The sequence below is a fragment of the Bifidobacterium margollesii genome (assembly GCF_002860355.1).
GTDB lineage: Bacteria > Actinomycetota > Actinomycetes > Actinomycetales > Bifidobacteriaceae > Galliscardovia > Galliscardovia margollesii.
The window spans coordinates 48,498-72,535 of the sequence record NZ_NMWU01000005.1; the positions used below are offsets into that span (position 1 = coordinate 48,498).

Below are 24,038 nucleotides of genomic sequence, written 5' to 3' on the forward strand. Positions count from 1 at the left end.
GCACTGGTCTGGTGCCGGTCCGCCACAGCCCACGGTCGGACCGGCACCTGAACGGACCAACGTCCCGGCCGGAGCCAAGGCCTGGCTGAAAGCGCGAACCTTCTATTCGCAGTCCTTCGGACCGGCTTTCGCCTGAGCCCGCACCTTGCCGATCAACGGCACACGAGAATCCACCGACGCGGAAACAACGACGTCTTCGCCCTGCACCTGGCATGCCCGCACAACACCACGATTCCGTGCCGCAATGCGGGCGGCAGCCGCACATGGATCTCCCGTGGATTCATATAGCGCATCGGCGGCGGCGAGTGCGGCACCGTCCGCCGCGGTCTGCGCCACCGACTTGCAGATCAGCACATTGCCCACGGTGAGGATCACCGACAGCATCACCCCCACCGCACATACCAGTCCGATGCCGACGACAGTGCCGCTGCCGCGCTCCCACCGGCTCATCCGTGGCCTTTCAAGGCCCAATGCATTGTCTGATTCACTCATGGAGTATCGCCACCGCCTTTCCCGTCATCGACGCCGGTACGATGCCCAATGGCCCCGGCAGCACCGGACACCGCGTGGTCACCGCCACTTCCCTGCCGCCTTTCGCCACAGCCACGGAAACGCCGGTACCGGCGATGCGCGCCGCCACGCCGCTCGGATTGGCGGCACCGGAATCCGCGGCGACCACGATCTCCCTCGCCGCGGCACGGGCGGCCTCCTGACATTCCATGCCGACGGTCACCGCTCTGGCCGATGAGAACAGCAGCAGAGCCACCACCATCACCGCCGGCAGGATCACCGCGAATTCGGCCGTTACCGTACCGTTCTCCACGAAGGCTCGTCGTTGTGGTTCCGGCCCGCCCGTCTCACACCCGGATGGGCCGGAACCGTTGCGTCTCAGTCGCATCGCGTCAATCAGGCGCATCAGACGTTCAACGCCTGCCGGACGATGTTGGTGAGCAGGGATTTGACCGCACCGGATTTGAGGATCGCGACCAGAAGACCGGCGAATCCGGTGGCCGCGATCATCACCACCGCGTATTCGGCGGTGGCGAGGCCTTTCTCCGGCTCATCCGTCATCGTGCGTAATCGGGCGTCGAGCAGGCACGCCTTTCGACGCAGGTAGGCCATGGTGCCGGCCGTTCTCATGGCCGGCGTTACGGGAGCAAGGTCCCGGGTAGTATCGATCGGTGTCATGGCATTGTTCCTTTCAGAAAGCTTCGGAAAATTCGATGTCGTGAAATATGCCGGTCCGGCTCGTGGTCCGGACAAGCCGAGCCGGGCCGACTGTGTGTAGGGGGTGCGCCCGTGTCTGCGGGCCCACCCATGCTCGTAAGTGCAAGGCCCGCGCCCGCATGCATAAGCCGCACGCACGAACCACACGCACAATCCGTATATGGAATCCGTATGTCCTTGTGAGCACACACCTCCTTTCGTTGTTGTTCCCTTGGCTTTTCCTCGGCGGTCTGCGGTCGCTTCCATCCGCCGACGGGATATCATTCATCCGGCGCTATCCACCGGCGAACGCCGCAATGGACGGCACCACGCCGATCAGGATGAACGCCGGCAGGAAGCACAACCCCATCGGCATCAGCAACCGTACGGAAAGCCCGGCGGCCTCTCGTTCGATCCGCTGCCGTTCATCGCGATCGATCCGCTCCACCTGCGCGGCGATACGCAGCAACGGCGAAACCCCATGACGCCACGAAGGCTCCAACGCACCGCGGATCAGCTCGAACTCCTCCGCCTCGCGACCTCGAGGCGACACCACCGTCCAGGCCCCATTCCATTCGACTCCTCGATTCAACGCCGAAGCCACACACATCATGTCACGTCCCAGTCGGGTTCCCGACGTCACGCCGATGACCTGAAGCGCGCGAGGGATCGAGGCCCCCTGCCGCACGGCCACGGCGATCAGTTCCAGCATCAACGTCACCGGAAGCGGCGGCGCATCCATCCCCGCGGATCGAGCCACCAAGGGCATCCACCGCGTCGGACGCATCCGCAGATACACGCCGACAACAACCCCAACGGCACAGAGCATCGACCACATTTGAACGTCGACCATCATCGTCGCCTCCTTTCATTCCCGCGTCGGTCGGCTTGAACCTCGGACGCGACCCCGCGCTCCTCCAGCCGCATCAGCAGCCGTCGCATCCACAACAGGCCGATCAGGCAGCACATCAGCCCGCCCGACAGGCACATGCCACCGATCGCGCTGCCGAACAGGAACGACAACGGACGTGCACCCAGCAGCTCGCCCAGCGCAATGGTGATCATCGGCAACGAAGCGAGCAGTCTCATCGTCGCCCGGGGTACGGCAAGCGCCTTGGCACGCAGCTCATCCACCAACTGCGAGCGCCGATGCGAAGCCGCAACCGCCTCCAGACACCGCGCAGCCTCGCACCCCAATCGTTCGCTGACCAGACAGGCTACGGTTACGCTTCGGGCCACGCTCAGAGCCTGATCACTGGTCTCATCACCCGCACGCCTGGATTCCATCACCTCACGCACGCGGTATTCGCTGATCGAAGCCGTGGGAAATCTGCGCCCCGCCTGCTCCTCGAACGCCTCGACAAGTCCGCCTCCATTGCGCACGAATGCGATCAACGACGCCAACACCGATGCGATGCCGATGCGGGATGCCGGGCGATCGACCGTACCGTTCAATGCCGATATGCGCCGCAATCTCCGCACCGGCGCGCACAGCAACAGCCATACCGTCCCGCCGACGCAGACTCCGGAGCACCACACATACGCCTGCAACACATGCATCAGTCTCACCTCCAGCCGTTCCACATCGATTCGGACAAGCCCATCGTCGAAGCCGCCGCGATAACCGCCGTCGGGCAATCCGGGCCGACCATGCCTCGCCCGCCGTAGCCAACGCCACCGACCGCTCCGGTACCCACCCCGGCACCGCGAGCGGAACCGTGTCTCGCATGTACGACGCCGGGCGCAGCGATACCGGCCGTTCCGGCAGAGGCAGCGGCGTCGATGCCGCTTAACGCCCACCGCCGAACGAACGCCGCCCACCCGTCGTGACATCGCGGTTCGTGCTCGCCATCCCAATCCGCAAGAATCCGTCCGATCAGTCGCCGTTCCCGGTCAACCTGCAGCACGCCGATCTGAGCGATCCTTCGCCGACCGTTCCGACGCTCCAGATGAATCACCACGTCGAACGCCCCTTCGGCGAGCATCGACAGCGCGGTCGGGTCGAGTCCCGCCAGCAGTCCCAACGTCTGCAATCGCGACGGCACACGATCCACGCTGTCGGCATGCAACGTGGTCATACCGCCGTGATGCCCGGAATTCAGCGCTCTCAGCAGATCGGCGATCTCCTCGCCACGGCATTCGCCCAACACCACACGGTCCGGACGCATCCGCAGCGTCGCCTTCACCAGCTCAGCCAAGCCAATCGCACCCTGACCTTCAATATTCGCTTCGCGAGCCACCATCGACACATGATCGCCATGCGGCAGACCGCCCAGCTCCCTGGTCTCCTCCACGCTGACGATGCGCTCTCGCTGGCCGCATTCGGCCAGCATCGCCTTGAGCAGCGTGGTTTTGCCCGTGCCGGTTCCTCCGGTGATCAGCACCGTCGCCCGCCCGCTCACCAGACCGTGCAGCACAGCTCCCCATCGCAGGGGGAACATCCCGGAAGCTCCCAATGCGGACAATCTCGCCAGGGTGCGGTCCGGGAATCGTATCGAAAGCGCTGCACCCTGCGCAACAAGCGGAGCGATCACCGCATGGATGCGTATGCCGTCAACGGTGGAGGCGTCGGCGATCGGATGGGAATCATCCAGTCGCCGTCCCAGCTGCGCGCACAGCTGGACCGCGTACTCGCGCACCACTTGCGGCGAGCGGAATCCCATCGGCACCCAACGCTCCTCCATGCCATCGCCACGATCCGCCCATATACGCCCGTCGCAGGTCACCGCCACGTCGGTGACCGCGGCATCATGCGCCAACATGTCCAATGGTCCGAAAATCAGTCCGTTCTCCATCATTCACCGCCTTCCGCGCAATCCGCCGAACGGCGACCTGCCGCCTGAAGCAGCCACGCCATCGTTTACGCCTTCGTTGCCGCCAACGGTTCTGCGTTTCAGGGGACGGCATTCACGTTCAATCCGTTCGCATACGACATCCACGGTCGTTCGAAGGCGCCGAGGCACCGTCGTCACGCCCGTCCCGGCCAGCACCGACCGTCCCAGAGCAGCATCCCGCGCAAGCATCCCCACCATTTCCCTGCCGAGATAGTCCTCCGCTTCGCCGATGTCCACCGTTCCCATCTTCGATGACCAGGGCGGAGGCGCCCCCACCACTACGATCGCGCCATCAGCCATGCCACCGGCCAGATTCACGCCAACGCCCCCACCTACCGTGCCAGGCACACCACCTACCATGCCGGCCGTCCCGCCCACGTCGCCTTCGACCAATCGAAGCAATTCGGCACGCGCCCTGGCAAGCCCGAGCACACTGAGCTCCACGACAAGCACCACCACCGCCGGCCGCAACTCCCGCCACCGTTGCGCGTGCCCGGCATCCAACACCAATACGTCGCTGATCTGCGACAATGCGCGCACTGCGGCATGCACCTCCCACCAGTCCGGCAACGATGCGGACCACGAATCGGCGGCGAGCACCGGCATGCCATCCCACTTCGGAAGCTCGTTCCTCAGTGAACTCGGCTCTATCCTGCCCAGCGGCGCATTGATGCCGCCCCATCGCAGACCAGGCTCCGATTCCAGCCCAAGAACCACATCCATGCCACCGGCCGGCAGATCCATATCGGCCAGCGCACACGACGTACCGCCCCGAACGATGGTCCGTGCGCACAGTGCCGCGAAGACACTGACCCCCACGCCCCCGGAAGCCGAGACGAAAACCGCGGCATTGCGGAGATCCGATCCACCGGTCGATCCCGATCCATCGGTTGATCCGCCGACCGCTCCGGCAGCTGATCCGCCGACCATTCCGCCGGAAGGCCCACCGACCCCGACGCCGACACCGCCAACCCCGCCGGTGACGCCCGTACGCGCACCGACGGAGCCGGCGTTCGCATGCGGCATGGAACGCGAAGCGCCTTCGAACGGCGTCCGCGCATCACTGCGTACCACATCACTGCGCGCCGCATCGCCACGCACGTAGAACCGTTGCGGCGGTGAAGCCGGAATATTCGAAGCCTTCGACGGGGACGGCGCCGGTATCGATGAAGTCGTTGCATTGGTCATGCCCCGATTGTGGCAAACAGCGCCGTTGCGGACAGGAAAAATCGGGGTATGTGGTCGAACGTGAACGATTACGGCGAGTTATCCACAATGAGCGCTCACACGCACAATTCACTGCACTTCAGCTCAAAAACAACACAGTTCAGCCTATGGAAACGCACACCCCGCACCACTTTGCGACACTTCGGCACAAAACGGACGAACCCCTTAGTTCAGCTTGATTTTCGGTCGGTTACGTAGATAATGGAACTACAAGCAAAACAGAAGAGCGGAGCCCACAAAAGTAGATGATCACCATGATTGAATGATGTTGGGCGGATTGCAAGGACTTACCGCCACGACAACGTTGTTGTGCAGAGATTCCGCATTCCGTAGCGCTTGTACATAAAGCCGGCCCCTGAATGGGGGTCGGCTTTTGCTTTGCCCGCTTTGTCCCCTTTGCTCCGCGGCTCCCCACGTACCCGCCGCTCCGACCGCCATTACCCACGTAATTGGTCAAACGACTCACCAAGCGCCCAAAATCGGGCCGTACATGAGTCGATTGACCAATTAACCGGATTGATCACGCCCGGCCAGTCCCAGAACCGACCTCGGACACAGCCTCCGGAACGGTCTCAGCCCTTTTCTCCCAGTTGAACGTGACCAGATGCTCCTCACGCCGTTCGCCACCGAACCGACGCTTGATGAAGTAGATCGCATAGCACAGCACGATGAATACGATCTCCGCCGCCAAAGCGAACCGCTGCGAAGGATCGAACACCACCAGCACGCATGACGCGGTGCACAGAATGAACGCCGCCCACGGCACCCACGGAAATCCCGGCGTGCGATACTTCAGCTCACCGTCCGTGCGCCCGGTGGCCCGCCAACGCTGTCGGAACCGAATCTCGCAGTACGCGATCGCAATCCACACCACCACGGCGGAAAGACCTGAAATCGCCACCAGCACCAGATACACGGTGGACGCCGCCACCACCGAAGACAGCAATGCCAGCAACCCTCCGGCGATCGACGCGCACAGGGCCAGCATCGGCACGCCGCGCCGGTTCGTCTTGGCGAACCACACCGGAATCATATGCTCATGGCCCAGCGACCACACCATTCGCGTGGAGGCGTACAGACCGGAGTTCGCCGCGGAAAGCACGGCCGTGAGCACCACGAAGTTCATGATGTCCCCGGCGAACGGCAGACCGATCGCATTGAACACCAGCACGAACGGGCTTTCGTCGACGCCGGCTTGACGCCACGGGATCAGCGAGGCCATCACCACGATCGAACCGATGAAGAACAGCACCAGACGCCACAGCGTGGTGTGGATGGCCTTCGGCACGGCCTCTTCCGGATTGCGCGTCTCACCGGCCGTCACGCCGATGATTTCGGTGCCGCTGAATGCGAAGTTGACGGTGAGGATCGTGGTGAACACCGGCATGAATCCGTTCGGGAAGATGCCGTCCTTCACCAGATTGTGGAACATCGGCGCATGATCGTATCCAGCGATGGGAATGATGCCGAAGATCGCCGCACCGCCGATGAGAATGAACGCGCAGATCGCGATCACCTTGATCGACGCGAACCAGAACTCCGCCTCGCCGAACACGCGCACCGACAGCGCGTTGACGCCGAAGATCAGCACGATGCAGATCGCGCTCCACATCCAGGTGGGCGTTTGCGGGAACCATCGCTGCATCAGCAGACCGGCCGCGGTGAACTCTGATCCCAGCGCCACCGTCCAGGTGATCCAGTATTGGATCGCGATCACGAATCCGGTGGCTGGTCCGATGAACTTCTCCGCATACACATGGAACGAGCCGCTCACCGGCATGGCCACGGAAAGCTCGCCGACGCACAGCATCACCAGGTACACGATCACCGCACCGATGGCGTAGGCCAGAATCGTGCCGATGGGGCCGGCCGTGTTGATCGTGAATCCGGAGCTCAGAAACAGACCGGTACCGATCACACCGCCGAGGGAGATCATGCGCAGATGGCGCGTCTCCATGCCTCGTTTAAGCTCCACATGCGTCTGCTGGCTCACGCGGTGTCGGTCGTCATGATCACCGTTCGCATCGTCATGATCATCATGATCGTCATGATCGGGTCTGATTGCACTATTTGCACTATCGTCGGCCACTGTTTTCCCGTTTCGTTGTTTCTACGCTGCATCATGTGCACGACTCCGCGGAAAGACCGCCGCCCTACGCACACTAGCCCACCACCATACTCAGAAACGGACCGTACCGCCAACCGAACCGGTCAGGCCGTTCCGGTCAACCCGCCATGGCCCGGATGTCCACCGGGCAGGAGAACCGGCTCTTCAGCTCGTCCATCGAGGCCAGCGGATCATCCCCGGACGAACCGGAACCGGAACCACTGCCGGAGCCGGACGCCGAACCACCGGACGCCGATGCCGACGAGGAGGAGGAAGAAGACGGTGCGGACTGGGCGCTCGACGTGGAGCCGCTCGGAGCCGGTGCCGGAGTCGTCTTCCCCGCCGCGCACTTGTCGGTCACCTTGCCGCCGGAACCGGTCTGGATGCCGGTTTCGTTGATGATCGGCGTGGTGACCAGATTCAGCGACTTCTTGGCGGTATTCGGCACGCGGACCGTGTACGCGATCGTCATGGACTCGCCGGGACCGAGATCGGCCATCTTGATGTTCATGAACTGGTGGTTCTCCACCGTACCGTTGGAGATGAAATCGGCCTTCTCATAGGCCACGGAGGTGATCTCACCGCCCTTCGGCGCCATCAGGAACACACGCAGCTGCATGTTGCCGGGGGATTTCTCGCCTACCACGAAGCTGGGCAGCTTCTTCACCTGATCCTTGGTCAGCGTGTTCTTCATGGTGAACGTCACGGTGTATTCGTCGCCGAGATCATCGCTGCTCACCTGGGCGAGCGACGTGGCTCGCGGCCAGGCGTCCACCTTGTCGGTCAGCCGGCTCTGCATCGACTGGTAGTTGTCGTCGCAGGTCCTGATCACTTCGGTTTCGGTCTGCAGATACCAGTCGAGCTTGCTGGGCTGGGCCTCGGTGAGATACACGCCGGTCACCGGATCGGTATCGCTGTCGGGCAGCTTGCCGGCCGCGTTCTCGTTGATGATGTTCGTATCGACCAGCGCATCGAATTCGCTCTGCGTCTTCATCCACATCTTGAAGTGGCCGGACTGCGAGGTCTCGCGCAGGGACTTGAGCACGCCGGAGACGGTGGAGCTGTTGAGATTGGAGAAGATGCTGTTCATGATCTTCTTCGAGGCCTCGTCCACGTACTGGTTCTGCTCGTTGAAATCGGGATGGTCCACGTACAGGTCCTTGAGGAAGAATCGTACGGTGGAGGTGCCGTCCACCACCTTGCCGTCGTCGAGCGTCACGGAGCCGGTCGCCCCCACCAGCGACTGGAGGAACACCGGATCCACCGCGATCACGCCGGCCACATCCTTGTTCTTGTTGCCCTTCTGCGCCTTCCACAGGTTCTTGAGGTTCACGGCCGCGCGCTGATAGTTCGGGTTCACCGTGGTGGTCTGCGGATACCGGTACACCTGATCGCCGAAGATCGCGGCCTCCTGGACGTTCTGCGCGTCGAACGGCGAGGTGCCGTACTTGAAGTTGATCGTGCTGTTGAAGTCCTCGATCGTCACCTTGCCCTTGTTGGCGGTGATTTCGGCCACCGTGCCGACCATGCCGCCGCCGGAGCGCAGTTCGGCCGGGTTGTACACGGCCATCAGATACGTGCGTTCGCCCTTTTCACCGAGCAGGTCGGGCAATGCGTTCACCAGATTCGTGTACTCGTTGATCGTGGAGTCCACGGATTTGAGGCCGGCCTTCTCCATCTGCACCAGCTGACCGAGCTTGCCGATGCGCGTGGCGGGAACGGCGTCGAGCGCCTCCACCTGGGTGTTGATGTCGTTGTGCGCGTTCTTCAGGATCTTCGGCGCGTCCATCAGCGCACTCACGTCGACGGTTTTGTTCTGCATCGAGAAGCCGTTGAGACGGTTCGACAGGTCGATCAGATCGGTGAAGGGGCCGTCCACCAGACTGCCCATCGAATCGAGCATGGTTCTCACGGCCACGATGTCGTTGCCGTACGAGGTGTGCTTCTCCACCAGAGTCCATTTGGGGCTGTTGAATTCGTCGCGCAGCTTGCGGGTGGAGGCCACCAGCTGCTTCGAGGCGGTGCCGATGTCGGTACTGCCGCCGCAGCCGAGGGCCGAGTTGGCCAGACTTTCGGCGGAGTCGATCATCCTGTTGGCCTCATGCCACATCGAGATCGCGGAGACGACGTACACACCCACCACGGAGAGGATCAGGCCGAGGATCGCGGAGGCGGCGCCGATGGCGATTCTGGTGGGCAGGGATGTCTGCTCCAGAATCCGATGTCCCTTCGACTTGCAGTGTCGTGGGTATGCCTGCATAACAACCGCCCATCATGTCGTCTGTATGTCGTCCGTCGTACGCCCCGCGGACGTCCCGTATATTCGCCGTGTGCCGCGGCCCGCCGTCCCGCGCCGATCGGCGGCCGACATGGCATCACATGGCATGCACAGGGTCAGATGATACATGCCGTACTTTAAAACGCCGGCGGAAGTTCCGGCACCACCACATTTTGTTGACGCCGTCCCGCCGGCACGCACGGCACCGCAGCCGGGAACCGTACCGACCGGCCGATCAGTCCCGCACGGCTCAGTCCTTCCTGGCTCAGTCCTTCACGTCCACGATCTTCTGACCGTATTTCTCCGCCAGCTCGCGCAGGTTCCTCGGCTCGCCGTAGATGCCCACCAGCTCACGCATGCGATCCTCGTTCTCCTTGCCGAACTTGGCGCAGCGGCTGATCGCCTTGGCGGCGGTGACGAACTTCGGCGGGAACGACTTGCTGTTGAAGTTGTCCGCGTACATCACCACCTCCTGTTCGAGGTTCTTCGGCGTGTAGTTGGCCGGCGGCAGCGGCAGATGCTGCTCCTCCACCATCTTCTTGGTGATGCCGACGCCGGTGTGGTTGCGGCAGAACTCGGCGATCTCCTCGTCCACGCCCTCGGCCTTGAGCAGATCGTAGCCGGCCAGTCCGTGCAGAATGTACCGGTCGCGGTCGAAGCTCACCGGCTCGCCGTTGGAACCGTCGTTGTCGATCACCGAATACGTGCCGATGTCGTGCACCAGCGCGCCGACCACGGCCTTGTCGGTGTTGAACAGACGCGGGGGGATGCGCGTCGTGTACTGACGGATCATGTCCTCGCCCAGCGTGCAGCGCTGCACGAAGAGGTTGTTCTGCCTGCGGCACAGCTCGCGAACCATGCTGGCCACGATCATGCAGTGTCGGTAGACCAGCTCGTACGCCTCCTGCGAGGGCGCGTACTTGCGGTGAAGCTCGTCGATCTCATCGAAATTAGGAATCATGCCTTCTATCTTAGGGAGGTGAGAGACTTAGGCACATGAACGATGTTTCAATTTCGGAGGCAAAACAGCTGACCGCCAAGCTGGCCATAGTGGTGGTGACCTACAAGCGTCAGGAGTTGTTGAAGACGCTGTTCGATTCGATCGAGCATTCGACCCTTGCACCGTGGCGCATCGTCATCGTCGACAACGAGAATTCCGAGCTCACCCGCGGCATGGTCGAGGAGTTCGGCGAGCGGATCACCGCGCAATGGGGCAAAACCATCGTCGATGCCGCCGGCAATCTCAGCCGCGTGGTATACGCGCCGCAGACCGAGAACCTCGGCGGCGCGGGCGGATTCTCGGCCGGCGTGAAGAAGGCGTATGATCTGGGCGCGGAATGGTTCTGGGTGATGGACGACGATGTGGCCGTCGAGCCCGACGGCATGCGGATGCTCGCCAAGTGGATGCCCTCGCATGATGTGATCCAGGGCAGCCGGTACGACTACGACGGCGGCCCGTTCTACTGGCAGTACGATTTCATCGTGCCGTTGGGCATTCCCAATCCGATCGCCCCGGCCGCATTCGGCCACGCCGGCTACCGGGTGATGAACACGCTGTGCTTCGAGGGCGGCCTGTTCCGCCGGAGCATCGTGGAGAAGGTCGGCTTCCCCGATCCGCGGTTCTTCATCTACTGGGACGACACGATCTACGGGTATCTGGCCAGCAAGGTCACCAATCCGATCGTCGTGGCCGATCGCGTCATGCGCCGCACCCGTACGATCGGCAACTGGGACATCGCCGGCCTCCGCCAGCTCAATTCCACCTCCGACATGAACCGCTACCACATCATGCGCAATCGCGGCTACATGGCCCGCTATTTCATGGCGAACGGCGATTACCGCCCGTTCCTGTTCGCGATGGGCACCGTCGCCACGTTCGCCAAGGAGGTGATCCGTCTGGTCGCGGTGGATCGCGAGCATGTCGGCAGCGGTCTGCGGAAACTGGTCCGAGGCTGGTGGGATTCGCGCGCGCTGATGCATGATCCGGATTGGAAGCCGATCCAGCCGCTGAAATAACGGCGATAGCCGCATTAACCGGAATACCCGGAATCACGACCCTCGGCGCAACGCTGCGGGAGACGCGGAACGGAAGCGGATACGCCCCCTGACTCAGCGTTCTCCCAGACTTCTTGCAGAATCACCGTAGGGTTCGGCAAGAGAAATCTCACACAGAGCGCCCATAGTGGGAGCCACGGGACGCCTCCGACCTGCCTACGCATGCGCAGGTCGCGCGTCCCGGCCAATGTTGGATGGAACTGGAGAAGTACATGTTCGTTCTGAAGAACGCGTGGTCGGCGATGTGGCGTCGCTGGTGGCGCACGCTGTTGCTGATGCTGCTGGCACTGGCGGTGTCGTTCGGCTCGATGATCGGCCTTTCGGTGCTGAAGGCCGAAACCACGGCGACCACCACCGACTACGACAAGCTCACCCCGGCGGTCACCTTCCGCCCCGATCGTGAAACCATCACCGAAGTGAAGGGCAAGGGGGACGCCGGCAAGGTTGACTGGACGAAGTACCGGCTCTCCTGGAACCAGTATTCCGAGTATGTGCAGAAGAGCGGCGTGCAGCTCACCAACGCCTATTACGGCGAAACCGCCACCGTTCGGCTCGACAGGCTGAAGAAGACGACCAACGCCTCGGACGGCGCCGATTCGATCACCGGCAAGCTCGCCGACGACACGTTCGCCATCACCGGATTCTCCGACGAGAACGCCGCGCAGGACGGTCTCAACGGCAAGTACACGATCGTGGACGGCGAGGATCTGAGCTACGACGAGAACGGCGCCGGGCAGGCTCTCGTCTCCGAAGCGTTCGCCAAGGCCAACGATCTCAAGGTCGGCAGCACGTTCACCGCCACGAACCCCTCGAAGACGTCGACCAGGCAGAATCTCAAGGTGACCGGCATCTACCGCAACACCGGGAACGTGACCGAACGGCGGACCGGTCTCGACCCGGAGAACACGATCTACACGAACTACTACACGATGACCGTGCTCGGGCTTTCCACCACGGATCAGAGCGGCACCTCCACCAATCTCGATGTGGCGATGATCCTGCAGAGCCCATCCGATTACGACAAGTTCGTCAAGGCCGTGCGCAAGGCCAAGCTGTCCAACGATTACGTGATCGGCTCCACCACGCTGGACGACTACAACGCCAAGGTGGCGCCGCTGAAGTCGCTGGCCGCGAAGATCCGGCCCGGTCTGATCGTTCTGGCGGTGGCGGGCGCGGCGCTGGCCGTACTGCTGCTGATTCTGGGCATGCGGGGACGCCTCGAGGAGGTCGGATTCCTGACGGCGATCGGCGTCGGCCGCGGCGGCATTGCGAACCAGTTCTCCCTGGAGGCTCTGTTCCCGCTGCTGGTGGGCTGGGCGATCGGCGTGGCTGCGGCCGCGTTCTCGGTCGGGCCGGTTTCGAACTGGCTGACCGCGGGCGCGAATGCGAGCGTTGACGCCGGTATGATCTGGACGATGGTGTGGATCGGCATCGGCGTGCTGGTGGCGAATGCGGTGATCTGCACGATATGGGTGGCATCCATCAAGACGACGACGATGCTCGGTTCCCGAATGGAGGCGTGACGATGAGCGACAAGACGACCGATATCAGCGATCTCGGATTGCACGATACCAACGGAGACGATGCGGATATCAGCGACATCGAGATCACGTACGACGACGTCGACCACAGCCTTGACGTGAAACCGGCGGCATCGGATGCCGACGGAGAGGCCGAGGAGGTGGAGCATGCGGCCAGTACGGTGGACGGCGAGCTGAGCCGGCATAAGGACACCTTCACGTTCAAGACCTATCCGACGCTGGCCATGAGGCATGTGTCGGTCGCCGCCGGTCGGCGCGGCAATGGCGGCGACGTGCTGCACGACGTGAGTCTGGAATTCCATCAGCGCAAGACGCATGCGGTGCTGGTCTCATCCGAGGCCGAACGCATGGCCGTCGTGGGCGTGCTGGCCGGCATCGTGCAGCCGAAGGCCGGCAAGGTGCAGTTCAAGAGTCAGGATATGCACGAGTTCACATCGCAGGAGTTCCGCGGTCATTTCCTGGGATTCATCCCGCAGATCGGAGCCGTGCGGTCGGATTGGAGCGCCTCCCGCAATCTCGTGGCCGCCATGGACGCCTCCAACCGCAACTTCCTGCGGCCGAAGCCGATTCTGGCCGAGCAGCTGCTGGATCAGGTGGGCTTCCCCGAGGAGCTGGCGAACAAACCGCTCAAGGAGCTGAAGGAGGTCGACCGTCGACGTGCGGCCATCGCCCGCGCCCTGTGCTGCGAGCCCTCGGTGGTGCTGGCCGACGAGCCCATCGCCAGGTTGGGCGATGACGCCGCCGAAACGATCTACGATCTGCTCGCCGGATTGACCCGTCACGACGACTACTGCGTGATCATCGTCACCGAGGATCCCGATCTGGCCGCCCGCGCCAACGTCACCTACGAGATCTAACAGCCGGTCAGCGCTCTAAGCCTCATAGGGTCCCATAAAGCGAGAGCCGTCGAGGTGAATCATGTGATCAGGAGTGTCGGCGCACCAAGCTTCCGTTTCCCAAGCAAGCAGGGCAAGGTATCTTTGCATGGTCTTGCGATCGGGGAAACAGGAGACGAGGACGACCTTATCCCACTGATCGGCGAAAAGACCGTGCAATTCGGCTTTGCGCGTCACGTCTATCGGGCCATGAGTGCTGGCCGCCTCCATGAGGAACAGCCATCCGCGCTCCGCATCCCATGCAATCACGTCGGGAGCCTTTTCGCGGGTCTTAAGGTCGATGCCGAGTCTTTCCATCAGCTCGGCATCGACCACACCATGCTGATGATCGGTATCGTCGATGTACACGATATGACAGGCGGCCGCAAAACGCGGCAACATTTCTTCGATCATCGACTTGATCAACACCGACTGGCCGCTGGGCGACAGTTCCATCGAAGAACCGGATGGCAGGATGACTGGGGTTTTCGGCAGGTTTCGCCGTTCTTCGGTCAGTGACGCGTACGAGACATGCTCGCGAAGGAACCGTTTTAGTTCGATCTCGAAAACCGACTTGCCATAACTGCGGAATACTTCCAGCGCCGCATCGGTGATGCGATAATTCCACTTCGGCGAGTTGATAGGTCGATCGGACCGGTCAGCGTTCTCCTCGACGATTTCGGCCATGATGAACTGGTGCAGGGTGAACCGGCGGATTGTCTCACGCGTATTCGGCTTGTAGTCCACGCCGAACTGATCGCGGATCCAATCCATGATCGCACGAGTACCCAGCATTGGATTCGTGGCCTGATCCCAGGAATCACCATCCTTGAGATGCAGCAGGGCCAGCAGGGTCATGGCACTACGGTCATTCAACTGATCCTTGCCGACTTCGAAGTCGCGCAGAATCTCAAGCGCCTCATCAATCAGCTTGCTTGCACCCATGAGAACAGCCTTCCAATCGTTTCGTCGATATGACTTTGGGATGCATCGGCGTCAATGGGGAGACTATCGGCCAATGCTGTCAGCTGCGCCTTCGTCGGACACGGCATCTGCCGTAGATCGGTAGCATTGACCTGCGTACTACCGGAAATCTGCCGGTACCACTCATCGATGACCGATGATGACATCCATAGCGTCAGACCGCAAGCCACTTTGTCGTCCAACGGCACCGTTCGACGGGATGTGCCTTGATGCACGTAGTTCAGCTTGTTATCTGCCACAAATCCCACGCTGCTGCACAGATACGATGCATGGATGCGACGCGACTGCTCCTTGGCGGAGAAACGATTCACCATGCAGTAGCTGCCGGCAGGAAGTATCACATTACGCGAATCGACTCCATCGGTCACCCACTGTTCTCGATCGCATTCGACCGGATGCACCATCATCATGCCGTTTTGATTGTCAGACCAGTACAACGGATGCCCCTTCGGTCTTTCCACGGCCGATAGCACATCACGGTTGCGGAACCACACCAACTTACCCGTAGATACCCATAATCCTTGATCGGATATCGTCCCGAAGCCCGACAAGCGCGGATCCTGCGGCTGAATGCGCACAATACGATCACGACCCATCAGCAACGCCTTAAGCGCCACCGATTCATGCGGCTGACTTTCCAACGGCGCGACCGGCATGGCTTCAGCATACACCGAGACTTTTTTGGTCTGAGGTCGCTTGGAAACCTTCACCAGCATGATTTCCTGCAGAATATTCATATCCTTGAAGTGCTCCTGCCGCGACCTATATACGGCCAGTACGTCAAGACTGCACTCGTTCAGCATCCACTTGCGGAAATCCTTGAAATAATCGCCGTTCATCCATGACCGCGGGATGATGGCCACGCATTCGCCGCCTTCGTCCAACGCCTGAATGGCCGTCACCAGAAAAGCGGTATATAGATTCGTGACTTTCACTCCACCATTGCTTGTGGCAATCACTGTCGGGCTGATCTTCTTATACGGCGGATTGAGAATCACCCGATCAAACTGAGTGTCCAGCAACACCTCAAAAACCGATTTATTGATAACTGTGACATCCTCGCACACCTGCCGCAACGACGATTCAGAGACCTGTGCAAGATCAGCGTCCTGTTCAATGGCGACAACGCTGCTGCCTCGCGTGGACCGTCTGGCCGTCACCGCGCTCAGAATACCCGAGCCTGAGCCGAGGTCAAGAATCCGCACCGGCTTGTCAGTCGGAGTAAACAGACTCACCGCCTGCTCGGCAATGGGCATGGGGGTCAGAAACTGCTCCCACTGCTGCTGTCGCTCCGGGGAAAGCGACGCAGCAGCCTCGTTGCGAATCTGTGCGATGGTCTTGGATGTCATACCCAACACAATAGCCTCAGCCGAAAACCGCGAGCGCCCCCTGTTCCTGTCTGGTCGACCCGCCGATCTGCTCGAACCAGACCATTGCCAATCCGCTTGGACGAACCCGTTCGCGGCTATTCATGGAACACGCCGTCGCGGATGTTCACATATCCTTCCGGTTCGATCTGGAACGTGGAGTGTTCCACCGACACGGGGAAATGATCGCGCACGCAGCATTGCAGCGAGGTGAGCACATCCGCGTAGTCGTCGACGTTCTCGGCGTCCACCACCACATGGGCGCTCAGGGTCGGCAGTCCGGTGGCCACGGTGATGGCGTGCAGATCATGCACGTCCACCACATGCGGCACGTTCTGCAGATGCGTGCGCACCGCGTCGAGGTCAAGCCCCTCCGGCGTCTCCTCCAACAGCACTCTCATGCTGGAGTGCAGCAGCTTGCCGGCCCGCGGAATCATCATCAGCGCGATCACCACGCCGGCGATCGAATCGAAGTTCGACCATCCGGTGGTCATCACCAATACGGCCGAAATCACCACGGCCACCGAGCCAAGCGCATCGTTGACCACCTCGAGGAACGCGGCCCGCATATTCATGTTGGACTGCCGGTCGCCCATCAGAATGATCATCGAAGCGATGTTCGCCAGCAGACCGAGCACACCGAAGAACAGCAGCAGCCTCGGCGCCTGCATCTGCTCTCCCCCGCCGAGCAGCCGCTGCACGGCCTCGACCAGCGCGAACAGGCCCACCGCCAGCAGGGCCAGCGCGCCGCCCGCCGCGGTCACCACCTCAAGCCGCGCCCAACCCCAGGTGCGTTCGGCACTGGGCTTGCGGCGCATCAGCACGGCCGTCACCGTGGATGCGGCGAGCACCGAGATGTCGGTGAGCATGTGGCCGGCGTCCACCAGCAGCGCCAGCGAGCCGGTGACGGCGGCACCGGCGATCTCCGCCGCCAGAATCGTCGCGGAAAGGCACAGCGCGGCGATCAGCCGTCGTGCGTGCCGGGGATCGCCGATATTCCCCGCGGAGTGCGTATGGGTCTGTTCGCTCATACGAGAGAGCCTACTCCTGCCTGATCTCCCGTCGGCGAATACGAACCTCCCGCGGTGATGCTACGCGGCCGACTGCGCAATGCTACGCAACCGATTGCACGGTGTCGCGCGGCCGGCTACTTCTGGAATACGTCCGGACGCTCCGGATCCCCCGGCTCGGTGTCGAGCGTGCCCTCGACGTGCAGGAACTCGCGCCAGAACTCCAGCGGCTGCCCGTAGGGTCGGGCGTCCTCGCCATGCGCCTGAAGATCGGCCTTGGCCTCGCGCACGTCCACCGCTCGCAGACCGTCGAAATAGCTCAGCAGACCCTCGAACTGCGCCCGATCGTAGAACAGGTTGGCAACGATTTCGGTCAGACGCTGGGCGCGCGGCAGCGGCAGCGAATCCCAGTGTCGCAGCTCGATGAAGTTCTTGAGCCGCACGTCGTTGAAATGCGTGGAGATCAGATGATTGATCTCCGCCTGGTTGAGTTCGCGATCCGGATACAGGTCGGCCGCCGTGTCGAACGGGGCCGCGAATACCGGCTTGTCGCCGGTGTATTCCGGGGTGTGCGAAAGATCGGCGATGAACACCGGAGTGGTGAGCACGTCCACCGCATAGTGCTCCCAGTCGTAGTTGTCGTCGTAGAGCCCCCACAGCTGGTCGGTGCGCTGCGGATCGATGTGGTCCCACATCTCCTGACGCAGCAGCGGGAACGGATTCGGCTCCTTCTCGAAGAACGGGGTGTTGCGGAAGAACCATGCCAGAATCGGCCCGACGGCCGTGCCGATGCGCAGCTTGTCGATGGAATCCTTCTCGCTGAAGTAGTCGATGCTCACCTGCGTGGAGGCGGAGGCGCGCATCATGCAGAACCCGTAGCGGGCGATGTGCGAGAAATACTTCTGCATCGCATGGTAGCGGGACTTCGGAATGATCTCGATCTCCTTGTAGGAGGTGTCGGGCTGGTAGCCGAAGTTGATCAGACGGATGCCGAAACGGTCGAGCACCGGATCGAGATCCCTGCGGAATTCGTGGTACAGCGCCTCCAGATCGTCGGCGTGGTTGAGCACGCCGAGCGAGCATTCGATCTGACCGCCCGGTTCCAGCGACACCGAGATGCCGTCGCGCCCGAGGCCGAGCAGATGGCCGTCCTCATAGTATTCGCGGGTGGGATCATAGAACTGCGCAAGCGCCTGCAGCACATTGCGAATGCCGTGCGGTTCGGCGTAGGTCACCGCCTTGCCGGTGCTCTTGCGAATCGGCAGATGCTCGATCTCCACGCCGAATCCACGGTGGTCCGGGGTCTTGACGCCGGATTCGATGAACCGGACCAGACTGGCCACATGCCTGGGATTGGGAACCGTGGTCTGGTGGGCGTAGTCAAAGGCTCGTATCGTCATGTCTCCCGAGACTACGCGACCATCGTCGGCAACACCCGAATGACGCTATACGAATAATCGATGACCGATCATTGGCATGCGGCTGCGGGGGCATGCGGCTGCGGGTTGCCGCCGCCCGATGACCGGCGTACGGCGATCGATGCGCGGCTGCCGGCCTACAGCGCCTCGATATGGAATTCGCCGGTACGGTTGGATGCCACGATCATCCGGTTGTTGTCCAGGGTCCGCCATCCGTCTCGCTCGCGCTGCTCGAATCCGGAGCTGGCGGCCACCACGCCGCCGCCGGGAAGCTCGCGGTAGCGGATGCGACGGTAGTCGTGGGCGTGTTCCTTCTGCCCGTAGCGTGCGTACAGGTCTTCGATCTCCGGCTCGGGGTCGAGACTGCCCACGGCATGCACGCAGATGAATTCGTCGCCGGTCTGGATCATGCAGTTGTACGAGGACTTCGGATAGCCGCCACGAAGATCCTTCACCGCCTCGCGCACGGCGTCGGGCAGTTCGCGACCCTTGTGGTAGTAGGCGAGCACAAGGGCGAAGTACACGGCGGAATCGCTTTTGCCACCGGTGCGCAGCATATCGACTTCGGAGACCGGCTTGCTGGGGGCTCGTACGATATTGCGCTGCTGGGCGTCGGAGATGTCGCCGTTGTGGATGAAGGAGACGCCGTCCGCGAAGAAGGGCTGCTGGTTCTCCATGATCAGCGGCAGACCGGACGATGCCAGCCGCAGATGATACAGCGCGCCGCGGGCGCCCTGGCATTCGATCGAGCGGAACACCGGATCGGCATAGGCCGATGACGTGGATTTGTAGACGCTCACATTGTTCGACGGCGTGGGGGCGCCTCCGTCGCGCACGCCGGACGGCTGGAGCGGATCGGTGACCAGGGCCGCGCCCCAGCCGTCGTTGTGAATGATGGCCATCTGCTGAAACGTCTCAAGTTGGGAGTTCGTCAGCACGTCATCAAGACTCAGGTTGTCCCCCGGTGTAGCGTATCCCAACAATCTGCACATAGTCCCCCACCATAGCGGCAGACCGATACGACGTGCCACCGGCGTTATAGCGAATGGCTATAACGCCCGATGCACCCGTTTGCCGCCGTCACCTTGGTCGTCTCCGATCCACAGCCTACTTGGCTTCAACGGTCGTCGTATCGGCCGACGTCGTATCGGCCGACGTCATCTTGGCCGACGTTCTCGGCCCGACGCTGGAGGCCGGCCGCAGATCGAAATTCGGCTTGGCTCCCCTACGCGCCCTACGCGCCACGGTTTCGCCATCTACCACGGTGGCGCGTTCCGCCCCGGCCCGCTCCACGGCAGGGGACTCCGCGCGGGATCCACGGCGACTCTCACGCTCAGCCGCCGCGCTTTCCGCCTCGGCCACGGCCGCGGCACGGATGTTCTCGGCCTCCTCATGCTGCTCGGCACGGATCTGCTGCAGGGTGATCGGCCGCTTCGGCTTGCGCAATGCCACGCGCTTGAGCGCCGGAACCTTGTTGGTGGAGACGAACAGCGGCTGCACCTCCACCACCGGGTTGTACGCGGCCAGACCGAACCATTTCACCGGATTGCCGGCCACATGGCGAATCGCATACTTCACCCGCAGCGAGGTCGCGCCACGGGAGGTGATCTTGGATTCCGGCATCAGCGCCTTGTGGACCAGCACGTACTGGATCGTGCCGATCTCCGGGTCCTCGTCCACCTTCGGGTAGATCACGGTCTGACGCGGCAGGGTCCCGTCGTTGATCAGATCATGCATGATCTGATGCAGATACGTGGCCACGTTCTGACTCACCTTGAATCCGAGGCGGATGCGCACACGGAACAGGAAGCTGGTGCCGAAGTTCTCCACCGAATACTCGCGCGTGAACGGATCGTCGGTCACCTGCACGGAGACCGCCCACCATGCGCGGGCGCGCTTGGGATGGTTGGCGAAGATCGAGTAGAAGATGTCGGTGTCGAGCCGGCGGAGTTCCGGATCGGAGGTCAGATACACCAGATTGTCGGCGTAGTAGGGGATCTTGAAGTCGCGGTGCAGCGCGTCGAGCGCGGGCAGGAACTCCTTGGGCCACATGTGGCGGCGCTGGGAACGCTCCACCTTCGTGCCCTGATCCCACGTATACATGACGCCCAGAATCGCGAGCGTGAGCAGCATCGTGAACCAGCCGCCATGCAGGAACTTCGACATCGACGCGATGAAGAACAGCGTCTGGATGGCGAGGAACAGGATCGCGAACACGATGGCGAACACCCGGCGCTTCCACGCGCACCAGATGTAGGCGGCCAGCAGGATCGTGGTGGTGATCATCGTGATCGTCAGCGCCAGACCGTATGCGGCGGTGATGTGTTCGGAATCCCGGAACAGCGCGAGCACGCTCAGCGTCGCCACGCACAGCACCACGTTGATGGCCGGAATGTACAGCTGGCCGCGGGTGCGGGCGGGGTACCGCACCTGCAGGTGGGGCATCCAGTTGAGGCCGGTGGCCTCCGAAACCATGGTGAACGCGCCGGTGATCAGCGCCTGCGAGGCGATCACGCCGGCGGCCACCGACAGGATCACGGCCACCGAACGCAGGTTCGGCGTCATCATCTGGAAGAACGGGTTGAGGCTTTTGACGTCATAGAGCTCGGCGTTGCCCTGATTGCGCAGGATCCACGCGCCCTGACCGAAGTAGTTGAACACCAGTGCGATCTTGATGAACGGCCAGGTGGCGTAGATGTTGCCGCGGCCCACATGACCCATGTCGGAGTACAGCGCCTCGGCACCGGTGGTGGCAAGGAACACGGTGCCCATCACGGCCAGACCGGCCTTGTTGCCCGGGTCGAACAGCAGGAACTCGATGCCGTACCACGGGTTGAGCGCGGCGAAGATCGTCCAGTCCGTGCCGATGTTCACCACGCCCACCACGGCGAGGAACGAGAACCAGATCATCACCACGATGCCGAACACCTTGCCGATGCTTTCGGTGCCGCGGGACTGGATGGCGAACAGCACGAGGATGATGCACACGGTGATCATCAGGGTGAGACTGTCATTGCTGTCGAACAGCGGTTCCAGCTGCGGGATGGTCTGCAGACCCTCGACTGCGGAGCTGATTGAAACCGCGGGGGTGAGCACGGAATCGGCGAGGAACGCCGCACCGCCGATCATGGCCGGATACGCCAGCCATTTGCCGTACCGGCGGACCATCGAGTACAGCGCGAAGATGCCGCCTTCGCCCTTGTTGTCGATGCGCATGGCGATCAGCACGTATTTGACGGTGGTGATCAGGGTGATCGACCAGAACAGCAGTGACAGCAGGCCGAGCACCGACTGCCGGTCGGCGTACTGGAGGCCTCCCTGCCCCGCCACGAACGACTGCGCCATGTACAGCGGGGAGGTGCCGATGTCGCCGTACACCACGCCGAGCGCCACGATCGACATGGCCAGCGTGACGCGATCCGGACCGCTCTGAACCCCGCGCCACCATTTGCCGAGTCGGGTCCTCGGGGCCTTCTGGGCCTTCTTCTGGGTTTTTTCGGCTTCCTTCTTCGCCCGTTCGGCCTCCGCCTTCTCCTCGGGCAGCACGATGTGCCGGGAGGTTTTCGGAGCCTTGACAATGCCCTTGAGCTGCAGGGATCCGGTGTCCGTCACCGACACGGGAGGAATCACCTTCGTCACCGGAGGAACGGTTTCGTCCGGTCCCGTGGCCTTATCGGTTTGCTCGGACTGTTCGGATCGGCCTGTCTTATCAGCCTTGGCGGATGTATCGGACTTCTCGGATCGGTCCGTCCTCAGCGATTGCTCGTCCTCCTGTCCGGGACCGGTACTTCCGGCCTCCGTATCTTCGGCGGCGTGTTTGGCGATGTCGCTCTGCTTCGCCATGGCAACCTCCAACATTCAACACAACGGTATTCGTCACTGCATCGGCTGCCGGGCAGCCGCGATCCAGGATTGCAGATTCATAAAATCTTTGCATTTTCCTAACGCGAAGAAAAAGGCTACCACTACCTCGCCAAAAGCGCGAACAACGCTTGCCCTCCATATGTGCAAACAGCGGCAACCGTTGAAATCACTGATATTTGCGGCCGAAAAATCCTAACGGTTTCCTAACGGTCGCTAACGACATTCGAACATCAGATGCCATATACGGACTGGGTGTTCCGTCTGGTGATCGCAGCCATGTCGTTGACGTTGATGCCCAGCACATCCGCCATGGCGGTGAGCGTGTAGGGGATCATGTACGGTGCGTTCGTACGGCCACGATACGGCATCGGCGTGAGATACGGAGCGTCGGTCTCCACGAGGATGTGATCCCGGGCGATCATGCGCAGCGAGTCGCGAATCCCCCCGTTGCCCTTGTAGCTCACCGTTCCCGAAAAACTCAGATACCACCCCTGCTCGGCGGCGATACGCCCCATGTCCGCATCCCCCGAATACGAGTGGAACACGGTGCGTTCCGGCGCTCCGTCCCTGAGCAGAACCTCGATGCAGTCGGCATGCGCATCCCGATCGTGGATCTGCATCGGCAGATTCAGCTCCTTGGCCAGCGCGATATGCGCACGGAACGCCTCACGCTGGTATTCCCGAGCCTCATCGCCGGTACGGAAATAGTCGAGACCGGTTTCACCGATGGCCACCACCTGCTCGGGGAACGTCGTCGCCAGCCGATGAACCTCGCCCAACGCCGCGTCGAAATCGATATCATGCCACGGCTGGTACTTGAGCTCCAGACCGTCCGGCCCCTTGGCCCCGCGATGCCCATGCAGCACGGATTCATTGGGATGGATGGCCAGTGCGGCGTGCACGCAGCCGGGGAATTCGTTCGCCAGATCAACCGCATCGCGCAGATGGGGGTATTCGCATCCCACGTCGATGATCCGTCGGACCCCCACGGCCTCGGCCTGCTCCAGAATCTCCCGCTCGCTGTAGACCGGCACGGGCGGCTGCCCCTTGATCTCGGCCTCATGTGCCATGGCCGCGGAAAACGGCACCACCGATTTCACATGCGTGTGATTGTCGTAGGTCCATTCGGTCAGCGGCTCCGGGGCCGGCGCCCAGCTTCGATTGCGATGATGCTTGCTCATGCGCACCAGTATGGCGTGAGGGGTTCCCGAACCGCCGTGCGGAACAAAAGAACGTGCGGAACAAGGAAAACGGCGGAACAAAGAAAAACCC

19 protein-coding genes and 1 pseudogene are annotated in these 24,038 nt (G+C 62.2%); 3 read left to right on the forward strand and 17 right to left on the reverse strand.

Annotated elements, in window-relative coordinates; all coding sequences use genetic code 11:
• Positions 1-102 precede the first annotated feature (102 nt).
• From Uis1B_RS01650 to Uis1B_RS01695, 10 genes and pseudogenes are all read right to left on the reverse strand, one after another.
• Positions 103-492: an Rv3654c family TadE-like protein gene (locus tag Uis1B_RS01650; RefSeq protein WP_101614927.1), complete on the reverse strand. Its 390-nt coding sequence runs from the start codon at positions 490-492 to the stop codon at positions 103-105.
• On the reverse strand, positions 485-823 hold the full coding sequence (locus Uis1B_RS01655) for a TadE family type IV pilus minor pilin (RefSeq protein WP_243390202.1): 339 nt from the start codon (positions 821-823) through the stop codon (positions 485-487). The genes Uis1B_RS01650 and Uis1B_RS01655 overlap by 8 nt, the downstream gene beginning before the upstream one ends.
• Before the next feature lie 92 nt (positions 824-915).
• Complete coding sequence (locus tag Uis1B_RS01660) at positions 916-1,140, reverse strand: DUF4244 domain-containing protein (RefSeq protein ID WP_243390214.1); 225 nt, start codon at positions 1,138-1,140, stop codon at positions 916-918.
• Positions 1,141-1,501: 361 nt separating this feature from the next.
• A complete protein-coding gene (locus tag Uis1B_RS01665; RefSeq protein WP_243390203.1) occupies positions 1,502-2,062 on the reverse strand; it encodes a pilus assembly protein in 561 nt (186 codons plus the stop codon).
• On the reverse strand, positions 2,059-2,766 hold the full coding sequence (locus Uis1B_RS01670) for a type II secretion system F family protein (RefSeq protein WP_165782675.1): 708 nt from the start codon (positions 2,764-2,766) through the stop codon (positions 2,059-2,061). Before Uis1B_RS01670 ends, Uis1B_RS01665 begins: the two co-directional genes overlap by 4 nt.
• 230 nt (positions 2,767-2,996) lie before the next feature.
• Positions 2,997-4,004 (reverse strand): annotated as a pseudogene (locus Uis1B_RS01675) (TadA family conjugal transfer-associated ATPase); the annotation flags it as partial.
• Positions 4,005-5,228 carry a CpaE/TadZ family protein gene (locus Uis1B_RS01680; RefSeq protein WP_133124794.1) on the reverse strand — a complete coding sequence of 408 codons (1,224 nt, stop codon included), beginning with the start codon at positions 5,226-5,228 and terminating at the stop codon, positions 4,005-4,007.
• A gap of 559 nt (positions 5,229-5,787) precedes the next feature.
• A complete protein-coding gene (locus Uis1B_RS01685; RefSeq protein ID WP_243390215.1) occupies positions 5,788-7,224 on the reverse strand; it encodes an amino acid permease in 1,437 nt (478 codons plus the stop codon).
• A gap of 268 nt (positions 7,225-7,492) precedes the next feature.
• On the reverse strand, positions 7,493-9,634 hold the full coding sequence (locus tag Uis1B_RS01690; RefSeq protein WP_101614938.1) for a DUF4012 domain-containing protein: 2,142 nt from the start codon (positions 9,632-9,634) through the stop codon (positions 7,493-7,495).
• Between the two features lie 283 nt (positions 9,635-9,917).
• A complete protein-coding gene (locus Uis1B_RS01695) occupies positions 9,918-10,622 on the reverse strand; it encodes an HD domain-containing protein (RefSeq protein WP_101614940.1) in 705 nt (234 codons plus the stop codon).
• Between the two features lie 26 nt (positions 10,623-10,648).
• On the opposite strand from Uis1B_RS01695, the gene Uis1B_RS01700 reads away from it, so the two are divergent.
• From Uis1B_RS01700 to Uis1B_RS01710, 3 genes are all read left to right on the forward strand, one after another.
• Positions 10,649-11,668, forward strand: a complete 1,020-nt coding sequence (locus Uis1B_RS01700; protein WP_101614942.1) for a glycosyltransferase family 2 protein — start codon at positions 10,649-10,651, stop codon at positions 11,666-11,668.
• A 233-nt stretch (positions 11,669-11,901) separates the two neighbouring features.
• A complete protein-coding gene (locus Uis1B_RS01705) occupies positions 11,902-13,230 on the forward strand; it encodes an ABC transporter permease family protein (RefSeq protein ID WP_101614944.1) in 1,329 nt (442 codons plus the stop codon).
• 2 nt (positions 13,231-13,232) lie between these two features.
• A complete protein-coding gene (locus Uis1B_RS01710; RefSeq protein WP_165782676.1) occupies positions 13,233-14,105 on the forward strand; it encodes an ATP-binding cassette domain-containing protein in 873 nt (290 codons plus the stop codon).
• 15 nt (positions 14,106-14,120) lie between these two features.
• On the opposite strand, the gene Uis1B_RS01715 is transcribed toward Uis1B_RS01710, so the two are convergent.
• From Uis1B_RS01715 to Uis1B_RS01745, 7 genes are all read right to left on the reverse strand, one after another.
• Positions 14,121-15,068, reverse strand: coding sequence for a BsuBI/PstI family type II restriction endonuclease (locus Uis1B_RS01715; RefSeq protein ID WP_101614948.1), 948 nt, complete (start codon positions 15,066-15,068; stop codon positions 14,121-14,123).
• Complete coding sequence (locus Uis1B_RS01720) at positions 15,050-16,456, reverse strand: Eco57I restriction-modification methylase domain-containing protein (protein WP_101614950.1); 1,407 nt, start codon at positions 16,454-16,456, stop codon at positions 15,050-15,052. Before Uis1B_RS01720 ends, Uis1B_RS01715 begins: the two co-directional genes overlap by 19 nt.
• A gap of 116 nt (positions 16,457-16,572) precedes the next feature.
• Positions 16,573-17,505, reverse strand: coding sequence for a cation diffusion facilitator family transporter (locus Uis1B_RS01725; RefSeq protein ID WP_101614952.1), 933 nt, complete (start codon positions 17,503-17,505; stop codon positions 16,573-16,575).
• Between the two features lie 116 nt (positions 17,506-17,621).
• Complete coding sequence (locus Uis1B_RS01730; RefSeq protein ID WP_101614953.1) at positions 17,622-18,884, reverse strand: glutamate-cysteine ligase family protein; 1,263 nt, start codon at positions 18,882-18,884, stop codon at positions 17,622-17,624.
• A 155-nt stretch (positions 18,885-19,039) separates the two neighbouring features.
• On the reverse strand, positions 19,040-19,894 hold the full coding sequence (locus Uis1B_RS01735; protein WP_101614955.1) for a class II glutamine amidotransferase: 855 nt from the start codon (positions 19,892-19,894) through the stop codon (positions 19,040-19,042).
• Between the two features lie 115 nt (positions 19,895-20,009).
• Complete coding sequence (locus tag Uis1B_RS01740; RefSeq protein ID WP_101614957.1) at positions 20,010-22,745, reverse strand: KUP/HAK/KT family potassium transporter; 2,736 nt, start codon at positions 22,743-22,745, stop codon at positions 20,010-20,012.
• Between the two features lie 251 nt (positions 22,746-22,996).
• Positions 22,997-23,947, reverse strand: coding sequence for a TatD family hydrolase (locus tag Uis1B_RS01745; RefSeq protein WP_101614959.1), 951 nt, complete (start codon positions 23,945-23,947; stop codon positions 22,997-22,999).
• Positions 23,948-24,038: the final 91 nt, after the last annotated feature.

Coding starts and splice junctions, on each gene's coding strand:
- Uis1B_RS01650 (WP_101614927.1), bottom strand. CDS start 492: ATGAGTGAATCAGACAATGCATTGGGCCTTGAAAGGCCACGGATGAGC.
- Uis1B_RS01660 (WP_243390214.1), bottom strand. CDS start 1,140: ATGAGAACGGCCGGCACCATGGCCTACCTGCGTCGAAAGGCGTGCCTG.
- Uis1B_RS01665 (WP_243390203.1), bottom strand. CDS start 2,062: ATGATGGTCGACGTTCAAATGTGGTCGATGCTCTGTGCCGTTGGGGTT.
- Uis1B_RS01670 (WP_165782675.1), bottom strand. CDS start 2,766: ATGCATGTGTTGCAGGCGTATGTGTGGTGCTCCGGAGTCTGCGTCGGC.
- Uis1B_RS01680 (WP_133124794.1), bottom strand. CDS start 5,228: ATGACCAATGCAACGACTTCATCGATACCGGCGCCGTCCCCGTCGAAG.
- Uis1B_RS01685 (WP_243390215.1), bottom strand. CDS start 7,224: ATGGAGACGCGCCATCTGCGCATGATCTCCCTCGGCGGTGTGATCGGT.
- Uis1B_RS01690 (WP_101614938.1), bottom strand. CDS start 9,634: ATGCAGGCATACCCACGACACTGCAAGTCGAAGGGACATCGGATTCTG.
- Uis1B_RS01700 (WP_101614942.1), top strand. CDS start 10,649: ATGAACGATGTTTCAATTTCGGAGGCAAAACAGCTGACCGCCAAGCTG.
- Uis1B_RS01705 (WP_101614944.1), top strand. CDS start 11,902: ATGGAACTGGAGAAGTACATGTTCGTTCTGAAGAACGCGTGGTCGGCG.
- Uis1B_RS01710 (WP_165782676.1), top strand. CDS start 13,233: ATGAGCGACAAGACGACCGATATCAGCGATCTCGGATTGCACGATACC.
- Uis1B_RS01715 (WP_101614948.1), bottom strand. CDS start 15,068: ATGGGTGCAAGCAAGCTGATTGATGAGGCGCTTGAGATTCTGCGCGAC.
- Uis1B_RS01720 (WP_101614950.1), bottom strand. CDS start 16,456: ATGACATCCAAGACCATCGCACAGATTCGCAACGAGGCTGCTGCGTCG.
- Uis1B_RS01725 (WP_101614952.1), bottom strand. CDS start 17,505: ATGAGCGAACAGACCCATACGCACTCCGCGGGGAATATCGGCGATCCC.
- Uis1B_RS01730 (WP_101614953.1), bottom strand. CDS start 18,884: ATGACGATACGAGCCTTTGACTACGCCCACCAGACCACGGTTCCCAAT.
- Uis1B_RS01735 (WP_101614955.1), bottom strand. CDS start 19,894: ATGTGCAGATTGTTGGGATACGCTACACCGGGGGACAACCTGAGTCTT.
- Uis1B_RS01740 (WP_101614957.1), bottom strand. CDS start 22,745: ATGGCGAAGCAGAGCGACATCGCCAAACACGCCGCCGAAGATACGGAG.
- Uis1B_RS01745 (WP_101614959.1), bottom strand. CDS start 23,947: ATGAGCAAGCATCATCGCAATCGAAGCTGGGCGCCGGCCCCGGAGCCG.